General features: G+C 59.8%; 12 protein-coding genes and 1 tRNA gene. 5 read left to right on the top strand and 8 right to left on the bottom strand.

The features are described 5' to 3' along the window. Nucleotides 1-44: 44 nt before the first annotated feature. Together AADW57_RS04060 and AADW57_RS04055 are read left to right on the top strand one after the other, a co-directional pair. Entirely contained in the window at nt 45-1532 is a 1488-nt protein-coding gene (locus AADW57_RS04060; protein ID WP_341668775.1) for a chlorohydrolase family protein, read from the top strand. A gap of 22 nt (nt 1533-1554) precedes the next feature. Further along, the gene (locus tag AADW57_RS04055) at nt 1555-2538 is read left to right on the top strand and encodes a Bug family tripartite tricarboxylate transporter substrate binding protein (RefSeq protein WP_341668774.1); all 984 of its coding nucleotides are present in this window, start codon (nt 1555-1557) and stop codon (nt 2536-2538) included. 63 nt (nt 2539-2601) lie between these two features. On the opposite strand, the gene AADW57_RS04050 is transcribed toward AADW57_RS04055, so the two are convergent. The 7 genes from AADW57_RS04050 to AADW57_RS04020 form a co-directional block, all read right to left on the bottom strand. Continuing rightward, complete coding sequence (locus tag AADW57_RS04050) at nt 2602-2967, bottom strand: COG4315 family predicted lipoprotein (RefSeq protein WP_341668773.1); 366 nt, start codon at nt 2965-2967, stop codon at nt 2602-2604. Nucleotides 2968-3251: 284 nt separating this feature from the next. After that, nucleotides 3252-3326, bottom strand: a tRNA-Val gene (locus tag AADW57_RS04045). 96 nt (nt 3327-3422) lie between these two features. Further along, nucleotides 3423-4151: a DNA polymerase III subunit epsilon gene (gene dnaQ, locus AADW57_RS04040; RefSeq protein ID WP_341668772.1), complete on the bottom strand. Its 729-nt coding sequence runs from the start codon at nt 4149-4151 to the stop codon at nt 3423-3425. Nucleotides 4152-4169: 18 nt separating this feature from the next. Beyond that, a complete protein-coding gene (locus AADW57_RS04035; RefSeq protein WP_341668771.1) occupies nt 4170-7238 on the bottom strand; it encodes an efflux RND transporter permease subunit in 3069 nt (1022 codons plus the stop codon). A 9-nt stretch (nt 7239-7247) separates the two neighbouring features. Then, the gene (locus AADW57_RS04030) at nt 7248-8297 is read right to left on the bottom strand and encodes an efflux RND transporter periplasmic adaptor subunit (protein ID WP_341668770.1); all 1050 of its coding nucleotides are present in this window, start codon (nt 8295-8297) and stop codon (nt 7248-7250) included. 62 nt (nt 8298-8359) lie between these two features. After that, the gene (rnhA, locus tag AADW57_RS04025; RefSeq protein WP_341668769.1) at nt 8360-8812 is read right to left on the bottom strand and encodes a ribonuclease HI; all 453 of its coding nucleotides are present in this window, start codon (nt 8810-8812) and stop codon (nt 8360-8362) included. Further along, entirely contained in the window at nt 8809-9570 is a 762-nt protein-coding gene (locus AADW57_RS04020) for a class I SAM-dependent methyltransferase (RefSeq protein WP_341668768.1), read from the bottom strand. Before AADW57_RS04020 ends, rnhA begins: the two co-directional genes overlap by 4 nt. A gap of 21 nt (nt 9571-9591) precedes the next feature. On the opposite strand from AADW57_RS04020, the gene gloB reads away from it, so the two are divergent. The 3 genes from gloB to fabI are packed head-to-tail and all read left to right on the top strand — an operon-like array spanning nt 9592 to nt 12650. Continuing rightward, nucleotides 9592-10404: a hydroxyacylglutathione hydrolase gene (gene gloB / locus AADW57_RS04015; RefSeq protein ID WP_341668767.1), complete on the top strand. Its 813-nt coding sequence runs from the start codon at nt 9592-9594 to the stop codon at nt 10402-10404. Between the two features lie 10 nt (nt 10405-10414). Then, nucleotides 10415-11833 carry a transglycosylase SLT domain-containing protein gene (locus AADW57_RS04010; RefSeq protein ID WP_341668766.1) on the top strand — a complete coding sequence of 473 codons (1419 nt, stop codon included), beginning with the start codon at nt 10415-10417 and terminating at the stop codon, nt 11831-11833. 31 nt (nt 11834-11864) lie between these two features. Continuing rightward, entirely contained in the window at nt 11865-12650 is a 786-nt protein-coding gene (gene fabI, locus AADW57_RS04005) for an enoyl-ACP reductase FabI (protein WP_341668765.1), read from the top strand. A gap of 417 nt (nt 12651-13067) precedes the next feature. Here fabI and AADW57_RS04000 read toward each other — a convergent pair whose 3' ends face one another. Continuing rightward, nucleotides 13068-13754 carry a glutathione S-transferase gene (locus AADW57_RS04000; RefSeq protein WP_341668764.1) on the bottom strand — a complete coding sequence of 229 codons (687 nt, stop codon included), beginning with the start codon at nt 13752-13754 and terminating at the stop codon, nt 13068-13070. Nucleotides 13755-13850 lie beyond the last annotated feature (96 nt).

Below are 13850 nucleotides of genomic sequence, written 5' to 3'. Positions count from 1 at the left end.
CCGGCTCCCAGACACTGGGATTCGCACCCACCACAGGAGACACTATGAAAACGCTGATCAAGGCACGCTGGGTCATCGGGTTTGACAATCAACATCACCACGTGATCGATCACGGCCAGCTCGTGTATGAGGGCGAACACATACTGTACGTCGGCCCGCATTACGAAGGCCACGCAGACTGCCTGATCGAGGCCCCCGACAGTGTCCTGTCGCCGGGCTTGATCGACACCCACGTGCATTCCGGCCACCGCGCCCTGCACAAGCTGCTGACCGATGGCGGACGCCCCAGCCTGTTCGGCCAGCCCTATATGGACGTGACCATTGCCCGTAAAGGCACACAGATACGCGGCTACCCCAACTATCTGGACAAAGAACAGGCGGCCCGCGATCCCGGCATTGCCTTACACGCGGCCTTCACCGTGGCCGAGCTGCTGCGCAATGGCGTAACTACATTTGTAGAGCTGGGTGGACACGTGCAGGTTCAAGAAGCATTGTGGGCGCAATGTGAAGCACGCGGTATCCGTGGATACCTGGGGCCGGGCTACGACAGCGGGCGCTGGCAGTCCGACGAGGACGGCCGCCTGGAACGTATTGCCTACCCCGACCAAGGACAGCAACTGTTCGAGGACGCCCTGGCCTTTATCCGCCGCGCCCAAGCATCTGAGTGCGACCTGATTCACGGCATTCTGGTGCCGCGCGAAATCGAAAACTGCAGCCTGGACCTGCTGCGCCAGACCCTGCGCGCCGCCGACGACATGAAGCTGCCCATGGCAACCCATGCCGGCTACAACGTCATCGAGTTCATGGAAACCGTGCGCGAACACGGCATGACACCTATCGAACTGCTCAATCATGTAGGCATGCTGCGGCCGACCTTGAATATCGGCCACGCCAATCTAATCTCCAACCACCCCAAAATGAACTATTCCGGTGGCGATGACCTGAGCCTGATGGGACAGCGCGGCGTCTCCATCTCCCACTGCCCCATCAATATCGTGCGTCGCGCACGCACACTGGACAATTGGAAGGCCTACCGACAGGCCGGTGTCAACATCACCCTGGGCAGCGATACCTATCCACGCGATATGTTCATGAATATGCGCACTGCGTCTTACCACGGCAAAGTCATGAGCCATGACCTGACCGCCGCCAGCGCCGCCGAGGTATTTGACGCCGCTACCCTGTCCGCAGCTCGCTCACTCGGCCGCGACGATCTGGGACGCCTGACTCCAGGCGCGCGTGCGGACATGATACTGGTGCGCATCGGACGCGGCGATGTGCTGCGCTACGGCCCGATCTGGGACCCCATACGCAGCATGGTGGAATGCGGCATCGGCGACGATGTGGACACCGTCATCTGCAACGGCAGAATCAGCATGCGGCACGGAGTCATCCCTGATCTGGATCTGCCCGAATTGCGCCGGCAGGTGCAAGAGTTTGCGGACGACATCTGGCCCAATCTACAGGACTGGGACCCGCTCAAACGCAGTGCCCAGGATATGTGCCCGATCAGCCGCTGCACGCACGATTAAAAAAACGCAAAGGAGACACACCATGATCCGTACCCTAGTCCAACTTCTGGCGAGCTTGACCTTGGCAGCCAGCCTGCCGCAAGCCCTGGCGCAGAACAACGTAGATTTCCCACAGCATCCCGTAAGAATCATCGTCCCCTACGGCGCAGGCGGATCGGCCGATATATTGGCCCGCGCCGTCAGCGAGAGACTGACTACGCTCTGGGGCCAGAGCGTCATTGTGGAAAACAAGCCCGGCGGCATCGGCACCATAGGAATCATGCTTGCCGTCAACGCCAAACCGGACGGCTACACCCTTGTTTCAGTGCCAGTATCGGATCTGGCCGTCAACCCCCACCTATACAAGAAGCGGCCCTTCAATGTCTTTAAAGACCTGGAGCCGGTCAGCCAGGTCGGGTCGGTCCCTAATATGCTGATCGTCAACCCTGCGCTGGGCGTCACAGACGCCGCTGGTTTACTAGCACTGGCCCGCCAACCCGGCCGCACCTTGACCTACGGCTCACCAGGAGTAGGCAGCCAAGCCCATCTGGCTGCCGAAGCTTTTGCCAGCAAGCACGCGCTGACGTTAAATCACATCCCCTACAACAGCGTGGCTGCCGCCATTACCGATGTGGCCGGCGGGCATGTGGATCTGATGTTCGCCCAGTTGCCCAGCGCGCTGCCGTTTATCCAGGGCAAGACCGTCACACTGCTGGGTATTGCCGCAAACCAGCGCAGCCCGCTCATGCCCGAAGCGCCCACCCTCAGCGAATCAACCGGCGAACAATATGGCGACTTCATATCCTGGTCAGGACTGATGGCACCAGCCGGCACCCCCCTGGCTCTACGCGAAAAAATTGCTCGGGATATTCAGAACGTCATGAACACGACTGATCTGAAGCAGGTGCTGGCCGGCTCGGGCACAGTAGGCATAGGCAGTACGCCACAAGAGCTGGCCGCCACCATGCGCGCCGATTACGCACGCTATGGACACATCATTAGCGACCTGAATCTGATCCTGGATTGACGATGCCACTTAAAAGAGCACCGTAGGCAAGGACGCGATCACCACCCCAATGCCGACCGGGCATCAGGGTTTGGCCAGATGCCAGACCCCACCCACCCCGTCACCAAGGGTATCGCCCGGTTTCGCATCCTTGGCAAAACGATATAAAGGCTTGCCCTTGTACGCCCATTGCCGCTTGCCGTCGTGACTTTGCGCAAAAGTCCAGTCGCCGCTGGCCACATCTTCCTGCCCGGCCAAGGCAGCAGGCCAGTTCTTGGCGCAGGTATCCGTGCATGCGCTTTTTCCGCCCATATCCTTATCGAAGGTATACAGGGCGGCACCGTTCGCATCAATGAAATGTCCATTTTGAGTCTTGGGGGCCTCGGCCAAGGCCGGACCAGACAACACGACGCCCAACACCAAGAAAGACAGCGGTTTGCCGATACGCATAATGACTCCATCCAAAGAAAAGAGCCCGACCTGTGTATTGACCACTTGCGCGCCTCAGGACGGGCACACTGTTTTAGACACCTGCAATAGGCGCATCACCATAATAGGGAAGTCTTGATGTGACTGGTGTTACCAAGCCGAAACGTATGGTGCAAGGTTTTGCCGGGCCGCCGATTGGCCCCACCCATGCTCACAGCATGCCGTTTAACGCCGTGACGCGCAGACGCTAAAAAGCCGCAGCAAGCACGCTAACAACAAAGAGGGAATGTACGCAGAAAAGCGATTGGTGGGCGGTACAAGGTTCGAACTTGTGACTTCCACCGTGTGAAGGTGGCACTCTACCACTGAGTTAACCGCCCGTAGTTTGCAAGAGAAGCAAACTGCGAAGAATATGACTATAGCACCCACACTACCAAAAAACAAGAACCGATCTGTGCCGATCGGCTCTTGCCTGCTTACGCCGTGGCATCGCTTGCAGCAAGCGCCAGCCACATGGGCGGTTTCTTGTTTTCTTTTTCTAACTGCGCCAGATACTTGTCGTGCTCGGCCTGATCCGCTTGGGAAGCACGCAACACCTTGAGCACGCCGGGATCAAACCTGCCCAGCGCCAGACCGGCACCACTGTTATCAGTGTCCTCGCCTTCCTCGAAGTCCATTAACAACGCGTCCTGTCCACGCGTCATGGCCAGCCAGACATCGGCCAACAGCTCCGAGTCCAGCAAGGCACCGTGCAAAGTACGGTGCGCATTGGAAATGCCGTAGCGTTCGCACAGCGAATCCAAGGAATTGCGCTTGCCCGGGTGCATCTCGCGCGCTACCAGCAGCGAATCGATAATGGAACCGCAATACTCGGAAAAAGGCTTCTTGCCGACACGATTTAGCTCGGCATCCAGAAAACGCGTATCAAACGCTGCGTTATGGATGATGACTTCGGCATCCTGCACAAAGTCCAAGATGTCCTGCACTACATCGCTAAAGCGCGGATGCTGAGACAAAAACTCGGTGGTCAGCCCGTGCACGGCCAGGGCCTCGGGGTCGGAATCACGATCCGGGTTCAAATACAAATGCAGATGCCGGCCGGTCAGCTTTCGATTGACCATTTCCACGCAGCCCACTTCGACGATACGGTGGCCCTCGCGCGGCTCCAGGCCGGTGGTTTCAGTATCCAGAATAATTTGACGCATCAGGTTTCCATACGTTGTTTAACGCTCGGGCACATCGGCCAGCTCCAACTGCTTGTCCTGCAGGATCTGCTTGCGAGCAATCAAGGTATAGGCCACCGGCACCACAAACAAAGTCAGCAAAGTCCCCAGGGACAAGCCACCTACCAGCACCCAGCCGATCTGCTGGCGCGATTCAGCACCCGCTCCACCGGCATAAGCCAGGGGCAACACACCCAGCACCATTGCCCCCGTGGTCATCAAGATGGGCCGCAGGCGCATTTCGCAGGCACGCACCACTGCATTGTACAAACTGGCACCGGCTTCGCGCTGCTGGGTGGCAAATTCCACGATCAAGATACCGTGCTTGGTGATCAGGCCCACCAACGTAATCAGGCCAATCTGGCTGTAAATCGACAAGGTGCCGCCCGACAGCCACAAAGCCAGCAAAGCGCCGGTCATGGACAGCGGCACCGACAGCATGATGATGAGCGGATTGCGCCAGCTCTCGAACTGCGCGGCCAGAACCAGATAAATAAAGGCCAGGGCCATCGCGAACACCAGATAGATGCTGCCCGAGGAGTCACGGAACTCGCGCGACTGACCATCCAGATCAGTCTGCACCGTATCGGGCAGGGTCTGGCGGGCGACCTCGCTCATGTGATCGAGCACCTCGCCCAAAGCGTAGCCGGGGGCAATGGAGGCCTGCACAATAACCGCCCGCAAACGGTTGAAGTGATTCAGCGACTGGGGCGAGACACTCTCGCGTACCGTCAAGAAATTGGACGCCTGCACCATGCCGCCATCCTGCGTGCGCACATAAATTTCCAGAATGTTCTGCGGACTGGAGCGCGCCTGCTTGTCCACTTGCACAATGACATCGTACTGTTCGCCATCGCTCTCGAAACGGGTGACCTGACGTCCGCCCAGCATGGTCTCCAGCGTCCGCCCCACCGTATCCACAGACACCCCGCTATCGGCCAGCTTGTCGCGATCCACGTCGATGCGGATTTCAGGGGTATTCAAGCGCAGGTCGGTATCGATATTTTGCAGCCCCGGATAGTCTTTCAGGCCGTCCAGAAATGTGTCCACGATCTGGGCCAGCTCGGCATAGGGAGCCTGGCTCATGATGACGAACTCGACCGGCTTGGAGGTCGCGCGCTGCCCCAGCGAAGGCGGGTTGGTCGGAAACGCCCGCGCCCCCGGAATGGCCGAAAAGCCCGGCTGCAATTGACGCGCAATCGATTGCTGACTGCGGCTGCGTTCTTCCCAGGGTTTAAGACGCAAGATGGCAAAGGAGTCGGTCACGGTCGGAAAGCCGATGATGGACTGATACCCTTCCATTTCCGCAATCCCCCGGTACAGCTCCTCGACACGCTGCACACTGTGCAAGGTGTAGTCCAGGGTCGCGCCTTCCGGCGCATTCACAATCCCGAAAATCACGCCACGGTCCTCGACAGGAGCCAATTCGCTCTTGATGACGGTAAACAACACCCCGCTTGCGCCCGCTACCGCCAGCCCCAACAACAATACCAAGGCCCGCCAGCGTAAAGCACGCAGTAACAGGCGGCGATAAACACGCGTCAGCCAGACCAGAAAATCCTCTATGCCCTGGCTGATGCGTCCCGGCTTGCTGTGCGGGCGCAGCAATTTGGAGCACATCATGGGCGTCAAGGTCAAAGCCACAAAACCGGACACCAGCACGGCCGAGGCCAAGGTCAGGGCAAACTCGATGAACAGACGTCCTGTGCGGCCGGTCGCAAACGCCAGGGGCGCGTAGACCGCCACCAGCGTCAGGGTCATGGCGATCACCGCAAAGGCGATCTCGCGTACACCCAGAAAAGAAGCCTGCAACGGCGTCTTGCCCTCTTCGATATGCCGGTAGACGTTCTCCAGCACCACGATGGCATCGTCCACCACCAGACCGATGGCCAGCACCATCGCCAGCAGGGTCAGCGTGTTCACCGAAAAGCCCAACATATACATAACGGCAAACGCACCGATCAAGGACACCGGAATGGTGACGATGGGGATGATGCTGGCACGCAGGCTACGCAGAAAAAACACAATGACCAGCACCACCAGCACAATGGCCTCGCCGATGGTGATGTAAACAGAATCAATGGACTTCTGGATAAAGATAGAACTGTCGTAGGCAATATTCAGCTTCATGTTGCCCGGCAGATTCTCGTTGATCTGCGCAACTTCGGCGCGTACCGCCTTGGACAGATCCAAGGGATTGGCGGTGGATTGCTTGGTCACGCCGATATTCAAGCTGTTCTGGCCGTTAAAGCGTGCCAGCACACGCTCTTCGGCGGGTGCGATGCGCACCTGGGCCACATCGGAAATACGCACGGGATACCCGCTGGCCTGGCTGACGATGATGTCGCGAAACTGCTCCGGCGTCTCCAGATTGGTGGACGACACCACGGTAAACTCCCGTGCCTGGGATTCGATGCGCCCAGCCGGAATCAACACGTTCTGGGCACGCAAGGCATCCTCTACATCTTGCACGGTCAAGCGATACGCGCCCAGGCGGGTACGATCCACATCGATGCGCATGGCCGGCAAGCGTTCACCAAATACCCGTATCTCGGCCGCGCCGGGCAGCACGGACAGACGCGTCTTTAAATAGCGGTTGATGTAGTCAGAGGCTTGCAGTTGGCTGTAGTCACCCGTCTCCACACCTATATAAATAATAGGCGTGGAGTCCGCCTCCACCTTGTTGATGATGGGTTCATCCACCTCGTCGGGCAAAAAGCGCCGCGCCCGCGATACTTTGTCGCGCACATCGGCGGCAGCCGCATCCGGGTCGCGATCCAGGTTGAACTTGATATTGATCAGACTGCGCTCGGAGCGGCTGCGCGAGGTCATCACGTCCACGCCCTCGATACCCGATAACTGGTCTTCCAGCGGCTTGGTCACCTGGGACTCGATGACTTCGGGCGACGCTCCTTTATAGTTGGTGATGACGGACACCACAGGCTCGTCGATGGCCGGGTACTCGCGCACCGTCAAGCGGTCGTAGGAAATCAAACCGACCAGAACAATGACCAGAGACAGCACCGTGGCAAACACCGGGCGGCGGATACAAATATCAGAAAGCACCATGGTTCTGTCCTAGTGCTGCGGCTGGATCTGGGTGTCGACGATTTCCTGGATGTCCACGGGCACGCCGTCGCTGACCTTCTGCAAACCAGCCACCAATACGTTTTCACCCGCCTTCAAATCGCCGCTGACCTGCACCCAGGCATCCTGGCGCAGACCTACTTCGACCTGACGACGCAGCGCGCGGCCATCCTTGACCACATACACAAACTGACTTTGCCCGGCCGGTGCCAACGCCGTCTCGGGCACCATCAAGGCCTGCTGGCGGGACAACTCCAGGCGCACGCGGGCAAACAGGCCTGGACGCAGCGCTCCGTCGTCGTTGGGCACCTGGGCACGCAGCAAAATAGAACGCCCCGCCGCATCCACGACGGGGCTGACCGCCAGCACCGTGCCCATGCGCGGCTGCCCGGGAAATGCATCAAAACGCAGCTCCACCGGCATGCCGGCGCGCACATCGGCCAAATATTGTTCGGGGATACGGAAATCCACATTCAGGCTGGCAATATCCTGGACTTGGACCAGATCGGTGCCCGGCCCGACATAATCACCCACCGACACATGGCGCAGTCCCGCCACGCCATCGAAAGGCGCACGGATGCGGGTTTTATCCAACTGAACACGGGCCAGATCCAGCTCGGCCCGCTGGACAGCCAGGCGGCTGCCTGATTCGTCGCGCGCCTGCTGACTGATAAAACCCTGCCGACTCAGCTCGCTCGAGCGCTTGTGCTGACTGCCGACCAAGTTCAGATTCGCCTGGGCCTGCTGCAATTGGGCGCGCGCCATGGCATCATCCAATTGAATCAAAACCTGCCCCTTCTGAACGGGCCTGCCTTCCTGAAAACCGATCTCGGCAATGCGGCCACTGATCTCGGCACGCAGCATGACCGCATCGCGCGCCACCAGCGAGCCTACTGCCGCCACATCGCGCGTCAGTTCGCGCTGCTCCACGACAGCCACTTCAACCCTGGCCCCTGATGCCTGCTGCGCCAGCGCCGGCGGCACACTCGCACAGACCATCCACAATACCGAAGCCAAGGCGTGGCGGATCTTAAAAATCATTGTTCTGCTCATCCCGACCGGCTTGGCCGGCGCTGCTGATTTAATGTTCAACAATAGTACTATCAAGCAGTGCGCGTTTGGCGGGCGATTTCCACGCCCTCGTTGGCCAGTTGATCCGCGCGTTCGTTGCCTGGATCGCCGGCATGGCCCCGCACCCACAGCCAGCTCAGCTCGTGCTGGACAGCCAGACTATCGAGTTCCTGCCACAGATCGGCGTTCTTGACCGGCTTTTTATCAGCCGTGCGCCAGCCGCGCGCCTTCCAGTTGGGCAACCATTCTTTCATGCCCTTTTGCACGTACTGGGAATCGGTATGCACACGCACCTGACAGGGGCGTTTGAGCAGGCGCAACGCCTGAATCACAGCCATCAATTCCATGCGGTTATTCGTGGTGTCGGCCTCGCCGCCACAAATGGCTTTTTCCTTGCCGCCATGTTTAAGCAATGCCCCCCATCCCCCTAGTCCTGGATTGCCCTTGCAGGCACCATCAGTCCAGATGTCCACCACTGTCGTCATATCTTGTTCATTCCTTGGTCGGCAGCCCGCCCCGTGACCACCACGGCGCGTCGAACCCGCCGACGGTTCTTTTTCCATTTGGGTCCCACCATGCGCAAGGCCGGGGTGCGCTTGACGGCGCTGACCATATAGACGGCCCCGGCAAACCCCCACCAGCGCGCGCCGCTGTCTTCGATCCAGGCCCAGCGCTGCAGCCAGACCTGCTGACGGCACAAAGGCGCATAGCAGCCCGACTGGGTGGCGTCGACGTCGAACGACAACAGCTTGAGCCAATCGCGCAGTCGCGCAGCGGAAATCAGGTCGCCCGGCAAAATGGGGGTGCCGCGCTCCAGGCCCGGAATGCGTTCGTGCATACCCCATAGACTCCAGGGGTTAAAGCCGGTCAGCACGATGCGCCCTTCGGGCATCAGCACGCGTTCGGCCTCGCGCAATACCTGATGGGGGTCGCAGGCACTTTCCAGCACATGCGGCAATACCAGCAGATCCAGGCTCTGGGTATCGAAAGGTAATTGTTCGGCCTGAGCACGCACCAGGTTGTCGCGTCCGCCGCCGGGCACGCCGGACTGCGCCGTGCACGCCTTGAAAGAGACCCGACTGGCCTGCAGCAGGTTCCAATGCGGCAATCCGATTTGTATGGCATGATACCCGAAGGTGTTGGCCACGACGGCATCGACCTGGGCCTGCTCCCAGGATCGGATATAGCGTCCCGGCACGGTTTCCAGCCACTGGGCAAATTGATCATTCAAAGCCTGCTCCACTGACACTTCCCCCCGTCTACCATGAAGAATGCATTTACCCGGCCTGCGCCAAGCGACGTTCGCCTGATTCCCTTGCCCGCCCTGAACGACAACTATATATGGGCTTTGGCCCGCCAGGGACATGCACTGGTCGTGGACCCCGGACAGGCCGCACCGGTTCTGGACTGGCTGGAACGCGAGTCCTTACAACTGGATGCTATTTTACTGACTCACCACCACGGGGACCATGTCGGCGGCGTGCGCGAATTGCAGGCGCAGCATTCAGCCCGTGTCTGGGGCCCTGCCCACGAGACGCTGCCGGCCTGCGATGTCCGTGTGTCCCAGGACGACACCGTCGTGCTGCCCACGCTGGAGCTGACCTTGCAGGTCATGGATATCCCGGGTCACACCGCCGGACACGTTGCATACTTCGGCAAAAATGAGGTAAAACAGCCCTTTGTTTTCTGTGGCGATACCCTGTTCGCTGCCGGTTGCGGTCGCCTTTTCGAAGGCACCCCTGCACAGATGCTGGCATCGCTGGACAAGCTGGCATCCCTGCCCCCCGACACATTGGTCTGCTGTGCCCACGAGTACACGCTGTCCAATCTGCGCTGGGCCTTGCAGGTAGAGCCGGACAGCCCAGCCTTGCGGCAACGCTGGGAACAGGACAGCCTGCGGCGCAAGCAGCACGTGCCCACGGTGCCCTCGACCCTGGAAACCGAACTGGCCACCAACCCTTTCCTGCGCACGGACCAGGCAACTGTCCTGCAAGCGGCGCACCAGCACGCCGGCCATCCCCTGAACTCCAGGGTGGATGTCTTTGCCAGCCTGCGCAACTGGAAGAACAACGTCTGATGATTCCGCGATGAACTTACTGAGACTCTTTGCGCTGCTGTGCGCTTTCGTGCTGGCCGGTTGCGCCAGCGGCCCCAAGGTCAGCTCCGACAAGGCCGCCAAGACCACGACCAGCGTTGCGGCAGACACGTCTCGCACCATCGATCTGACCCATCCGCCCAAAGACATGTGGGATCGGGTGCGCCGCGGCTTCACCATCCCCAATCTGCACACTGACCTGGTCGATTACTGGACCAATTACTACGCCTCGCACCCCGAGTCCATCCGCACCATGAGCCAGCGCGCCTCGCGCTACCTGTATCACATCATGGACGAACTGGACCGCCGTGGCCTGCCATCCGAACTGGCCTTGCTGCCTTTTGTGGAAAGTGCCTACAACCCCACCGCCTATTCGCGCTCGCACGCGTCGGGGCTGTGGCAGTTCATACCCAGCACTGGCCAATACTTCAAGCTGCAACAGGACTGGTGGACGGACGAGCGCCGCGACCCCATCGCCTCTACCAACGCCGCTCTGGACTACCTGGCCTATCTATACGAATTTCAAGGAGACTGGTATCTGGCGCTGGCCTCTTACAACTGGGGCGAAGGGTCGGTGCGCCGCGCCATGGAGCGCAACGAACAGGCCGATCTGGGCATAGACTACCTGTCACTGAAAATGCCTGACGAAACGCGCAATTACGTGCCCAAGCTGCAGGCCATCAAGAACATCGTAGCCAACCCGGCGCGCTACGGCATCACCCTGCCCAATGTCAGCAACACCCCCTACTTCACGGCCGTGCGCAAGAACAAGGACATCGACGTGGCCGTCGCCGCCGAGCTGGCCGAGATCTCCGTCGACGAATTCAAGGCCCTGAACGCCTCGCACAACCGCCCCACCATCCCGGCCCACAAGGGAACCTTGCTGCTGCCCGCCGACAAGGTGGATATCTTCAAAGCCAATCTGGCCGCCTATCAAGGCCGCCTGAGCAACTGGAAAACCTACCAGGCCAAGCGCGGCGAAAGCTATCTGTCCATCGCTCAACGCCACGGCATCACCGTGTCCCAGCTGCGCTCGATCAATGGCCTGGGCAGCAAGCGCAGCAAAGCCCTGGCCCAGACTCTATTGGTTCCCAATTCCACACTGGGCGAAGGCAGCGTGCAACTGGCCTCGCTAACCAACACGCCCGCCGCACCCGTGGCCGAAACGGCCCGCAAGGCGACGCGCACGCAACAAGCCAGCCTGAACCGTAAAGGTGGACGCGATGTCACGGTCCTGCGTCGCAGCGCCAACGTGCGCACGCATACCGTGCGCAGCGGCGACACGCTGTACGCCCTGGCCCGCCGCTACGACACCTCGGTGGCCGAACTGCGCCGGCTGAACAATATCAAAGGCAACACTCTTTCCAAGGGCACGCGACTGCGCGTCCCCGGTACCAACATTCGTGGCTAAACCACAAAATACTGATTAAAGGATCTTCAGCATGGGTTTCCTGCAAGGAAAACGCATCCTGGTCACAGGTGTCATCTCGAATCGCTCCATCGCCTACGGCATCGCCCAGGCCTGTCGCCAACAAGGAGCCGACATTGCCCTGACTTACGTGGGCGAGCGTTTCAAGGAACGCGTGGAAGGGTTTGCCCAGGAGCTGGGTTGCAACATCGTTCTGCCTTGCGATGTGTCCGAAGATGCACAGATCGATCAAGCCATCCAGTCGCTGGGAGAACACTGGGACGGCCTGGACGGTCTGGTGCATTCCATCGGGTTTGCGCCACGCGAAGCGATTGCCGGTAATTTCCTGGACGGCCTGTCGCGCGAAGCCTTTCGTGTCGCGCACGACATCTCCGCCTACAGCTTTCCGGCTTTGGCCAAGGCCGCCCTGCCCATGCTCAAAGGCCGCAACAGCTCGGTACTGACGCTGACCTACCTGGGTGCCGAAAAAGCCATTCCCAACTACAACACCATGGGCCTGGCCAAGGCCTCTCTGGAAGCGTCCGTACGCTACCTGGCCGTTGCTTTGGGCGAACATGGCATCCGTGCCAACGGCATTTCCGCCGGCCCCATCAAGACGTTGGCCGCCAGCGGCATCAAGGACTTCTCCACCATCCTGAAGTACGTGGAAACCCACGCCCCCCTGCACCGCAACGTCACCATCGAAGACGTGGGCAATGTGGCGGCGTTCCTGATGTCCGATCTGGCCGCCGGGGTCACCGGCGAGATCACCCACGTGGACGGCGGCTTTAACTGCATCGTTCCGGGCATGCAGGAATAAGTATTGCCGCCAGGCGCTGAGTGTCTGATCGACAAGAAAGGAACAGGGCTTGCGCCCTGTTCCAGACTGCTAACAAACCCTTGCGTAAAGTCCTCTTGCCAGCCCTTGAGTGTGGGCTGGCATTTTTTTGCATGACGTTCGGCTGCCGATGTTCATTGCCGAACCGGTTTGCTATAGACGCCGCTCTGATGGCATCGATTTCAACCCTTGGTCTATGAGTGATTCACGGGCAGCAAGCCTGGGTGCAATCTCTAGAGCTCCCGCGTCGTAGGGGGGGTCGATGGGCCTTGGACCTGAAACCACCACGTTGCTCGGGTGAGTTCAGCGGCCCTGCTAGTCAGCAGACGATTGCGCGTTATTAATCTACGCAGCTTTCTTGGTTTGAAATCACGGCACACCGAAGCAGGCGTCGCGCTCTCACTCCTGCGGAGGAAAACGCACGAGCTCGGACTCAGGCGTCCAGGCGGGGTATTTATGCATGATGCGTGCCAGCAAGGGCGAAGCCAGCCAGTCAACCAGCCATGCCGACAAAGCCGGCCACGGCTGGGCATCGAACCAGTCCCGGTCCACCTGGGCGAACTGACGCACGAAAGGCGCGATGGCCATATCGGCCAGACAAGGCCGTGAGCCCATCAGGTAGCCGTGTTTAGCGAGACGCGCATCCAGCTCCAACAACCATTGCGCAGCACTGACGCGATACCGGGCTGCATAGTCGGCTGCGTCGGTGAAATCGTCTTGATGCGTGTGGCGGTCGGGGTATTTGTAGCGGTCCAAATCGCGCTTGAAGTCGCTGTCGTTATACCCGATCAACGCCAGCATCTCGGATGCGTCGCCCTGCTCCGGTTGCAGCCAACGTCCCGGATCGTTGCGGGTCAGTGCCCAGCGCATGATGTCCAGACTTTCGGCGATGACCTTGCCATCAGTCGTCACCACCACAGGCACGGTACCCTTGGGCGAGGCTTGCAACAAAGACTCGGGTTTGTCGCGCAGCACGACTTCGCGCAATTGGCAGGCCGTGCCGCTAACGGCGATGGCCAGACGTGCCCGCATGGCATAGGGGCAACGACGGAAAGAATACAGAATGGGCAGATCGGACAAAGACATAAGTGGTGACATCAACACGCTGCCAATCGGGCCGCAGCATAAAAAATGGTGAAGCGCCAGATAGTCTTGTCAGCCTGGTTAAGGCAAGGCCGGACA

This window comes from Alcaligenes sp. SDU_A2, from assembly GCF_038237375.1.
In the GTDB taxonomy this organism is placed as follows: domain Bacteria; phylum Pseudomonadota; class Gammaproteobacteria; order Burkholderiales; family Burkholderiaceae_B; genus Alcaligenes.
Note: the sequence above shows the minus strand (reverse complement) of the source record. Positions and strands in the feature narration are given on the sequence as shown.

Coding starts and splice junctions, on each gene's coding strand:
- fabI (WP_341668765.1), top strand. CDS start 11,865: ATGGGTTTCCTGCAAGGAAAACGCATCCTGGTCACAGGTGTCATCTCG.
- AADW57_RS04030 (WP_341668770.1), bottom strand. CDS start 8,297: ATGATTTTTAAGATCCGCCACGCCTTGGCTTCGGTATTGTGGATGGTC.
- AADW57_RS04010 (WP_341668766.1), top strand. CDS start 10,415: ATGAACTTACTGAGACTCTTTGCGCTGCTGTGCGCTTTCGTGCTGGCC.
- AADW57_RS04035 (WP_341668771.1), bottom strand. CDS start 7,238: ATGGTGCTTTCTGATATTTGTATCCGCCGCCCGGTGTTTGCCACGGTG.
- AADW57_RS04000 (WP_341668764.1), bottom strand. CDS start 13,754: ATGTCTTTGTCCGATCTGCCCATTCTGTATTCTTTCCGTCGTTGCCCC.
- dnaQ (WP_341668772.1), bottom strand. CDS start 4,151: ATGCGTCAAATTATTCTGGATACTGAAACCACCGGCCTGGAGCCGCGC.
- gloB (WP_341668767.1), top strand. CDS start 9,592: ATGAAGAATGCATTTACCCGGCCTGCGCCAAGCGACGTTCGCCTGATT.
- AADW57_RS04055 (WP_341668774.1), top strand. CDS start 1,555: ATGATCCGTACCCTAGTCCAACTTCTGGCGAGCTTGACCTTGGCAGCC.
- AADW57_RS04050 (WP_341668773.1), bottom strand. CDS start 2,967: ATGCGTATCGGCAAACCGCTGTCTTTCTTGGTGTTGGGCGTCGTGTTG.
- rnhA (WP_341668769.1), bottom strand. CDS start 8,812: ATGACGACAGTGGTGGACATCTGGACTGATGGTGCCTGCAAGGGCAAT.
- AADW57_RS04060 (WP_341668775.1), top strand. CDS start 45: ATGAAAACGCTGATCAAGGCACGCTGGGTCATCGGGTTTGACAATCAA.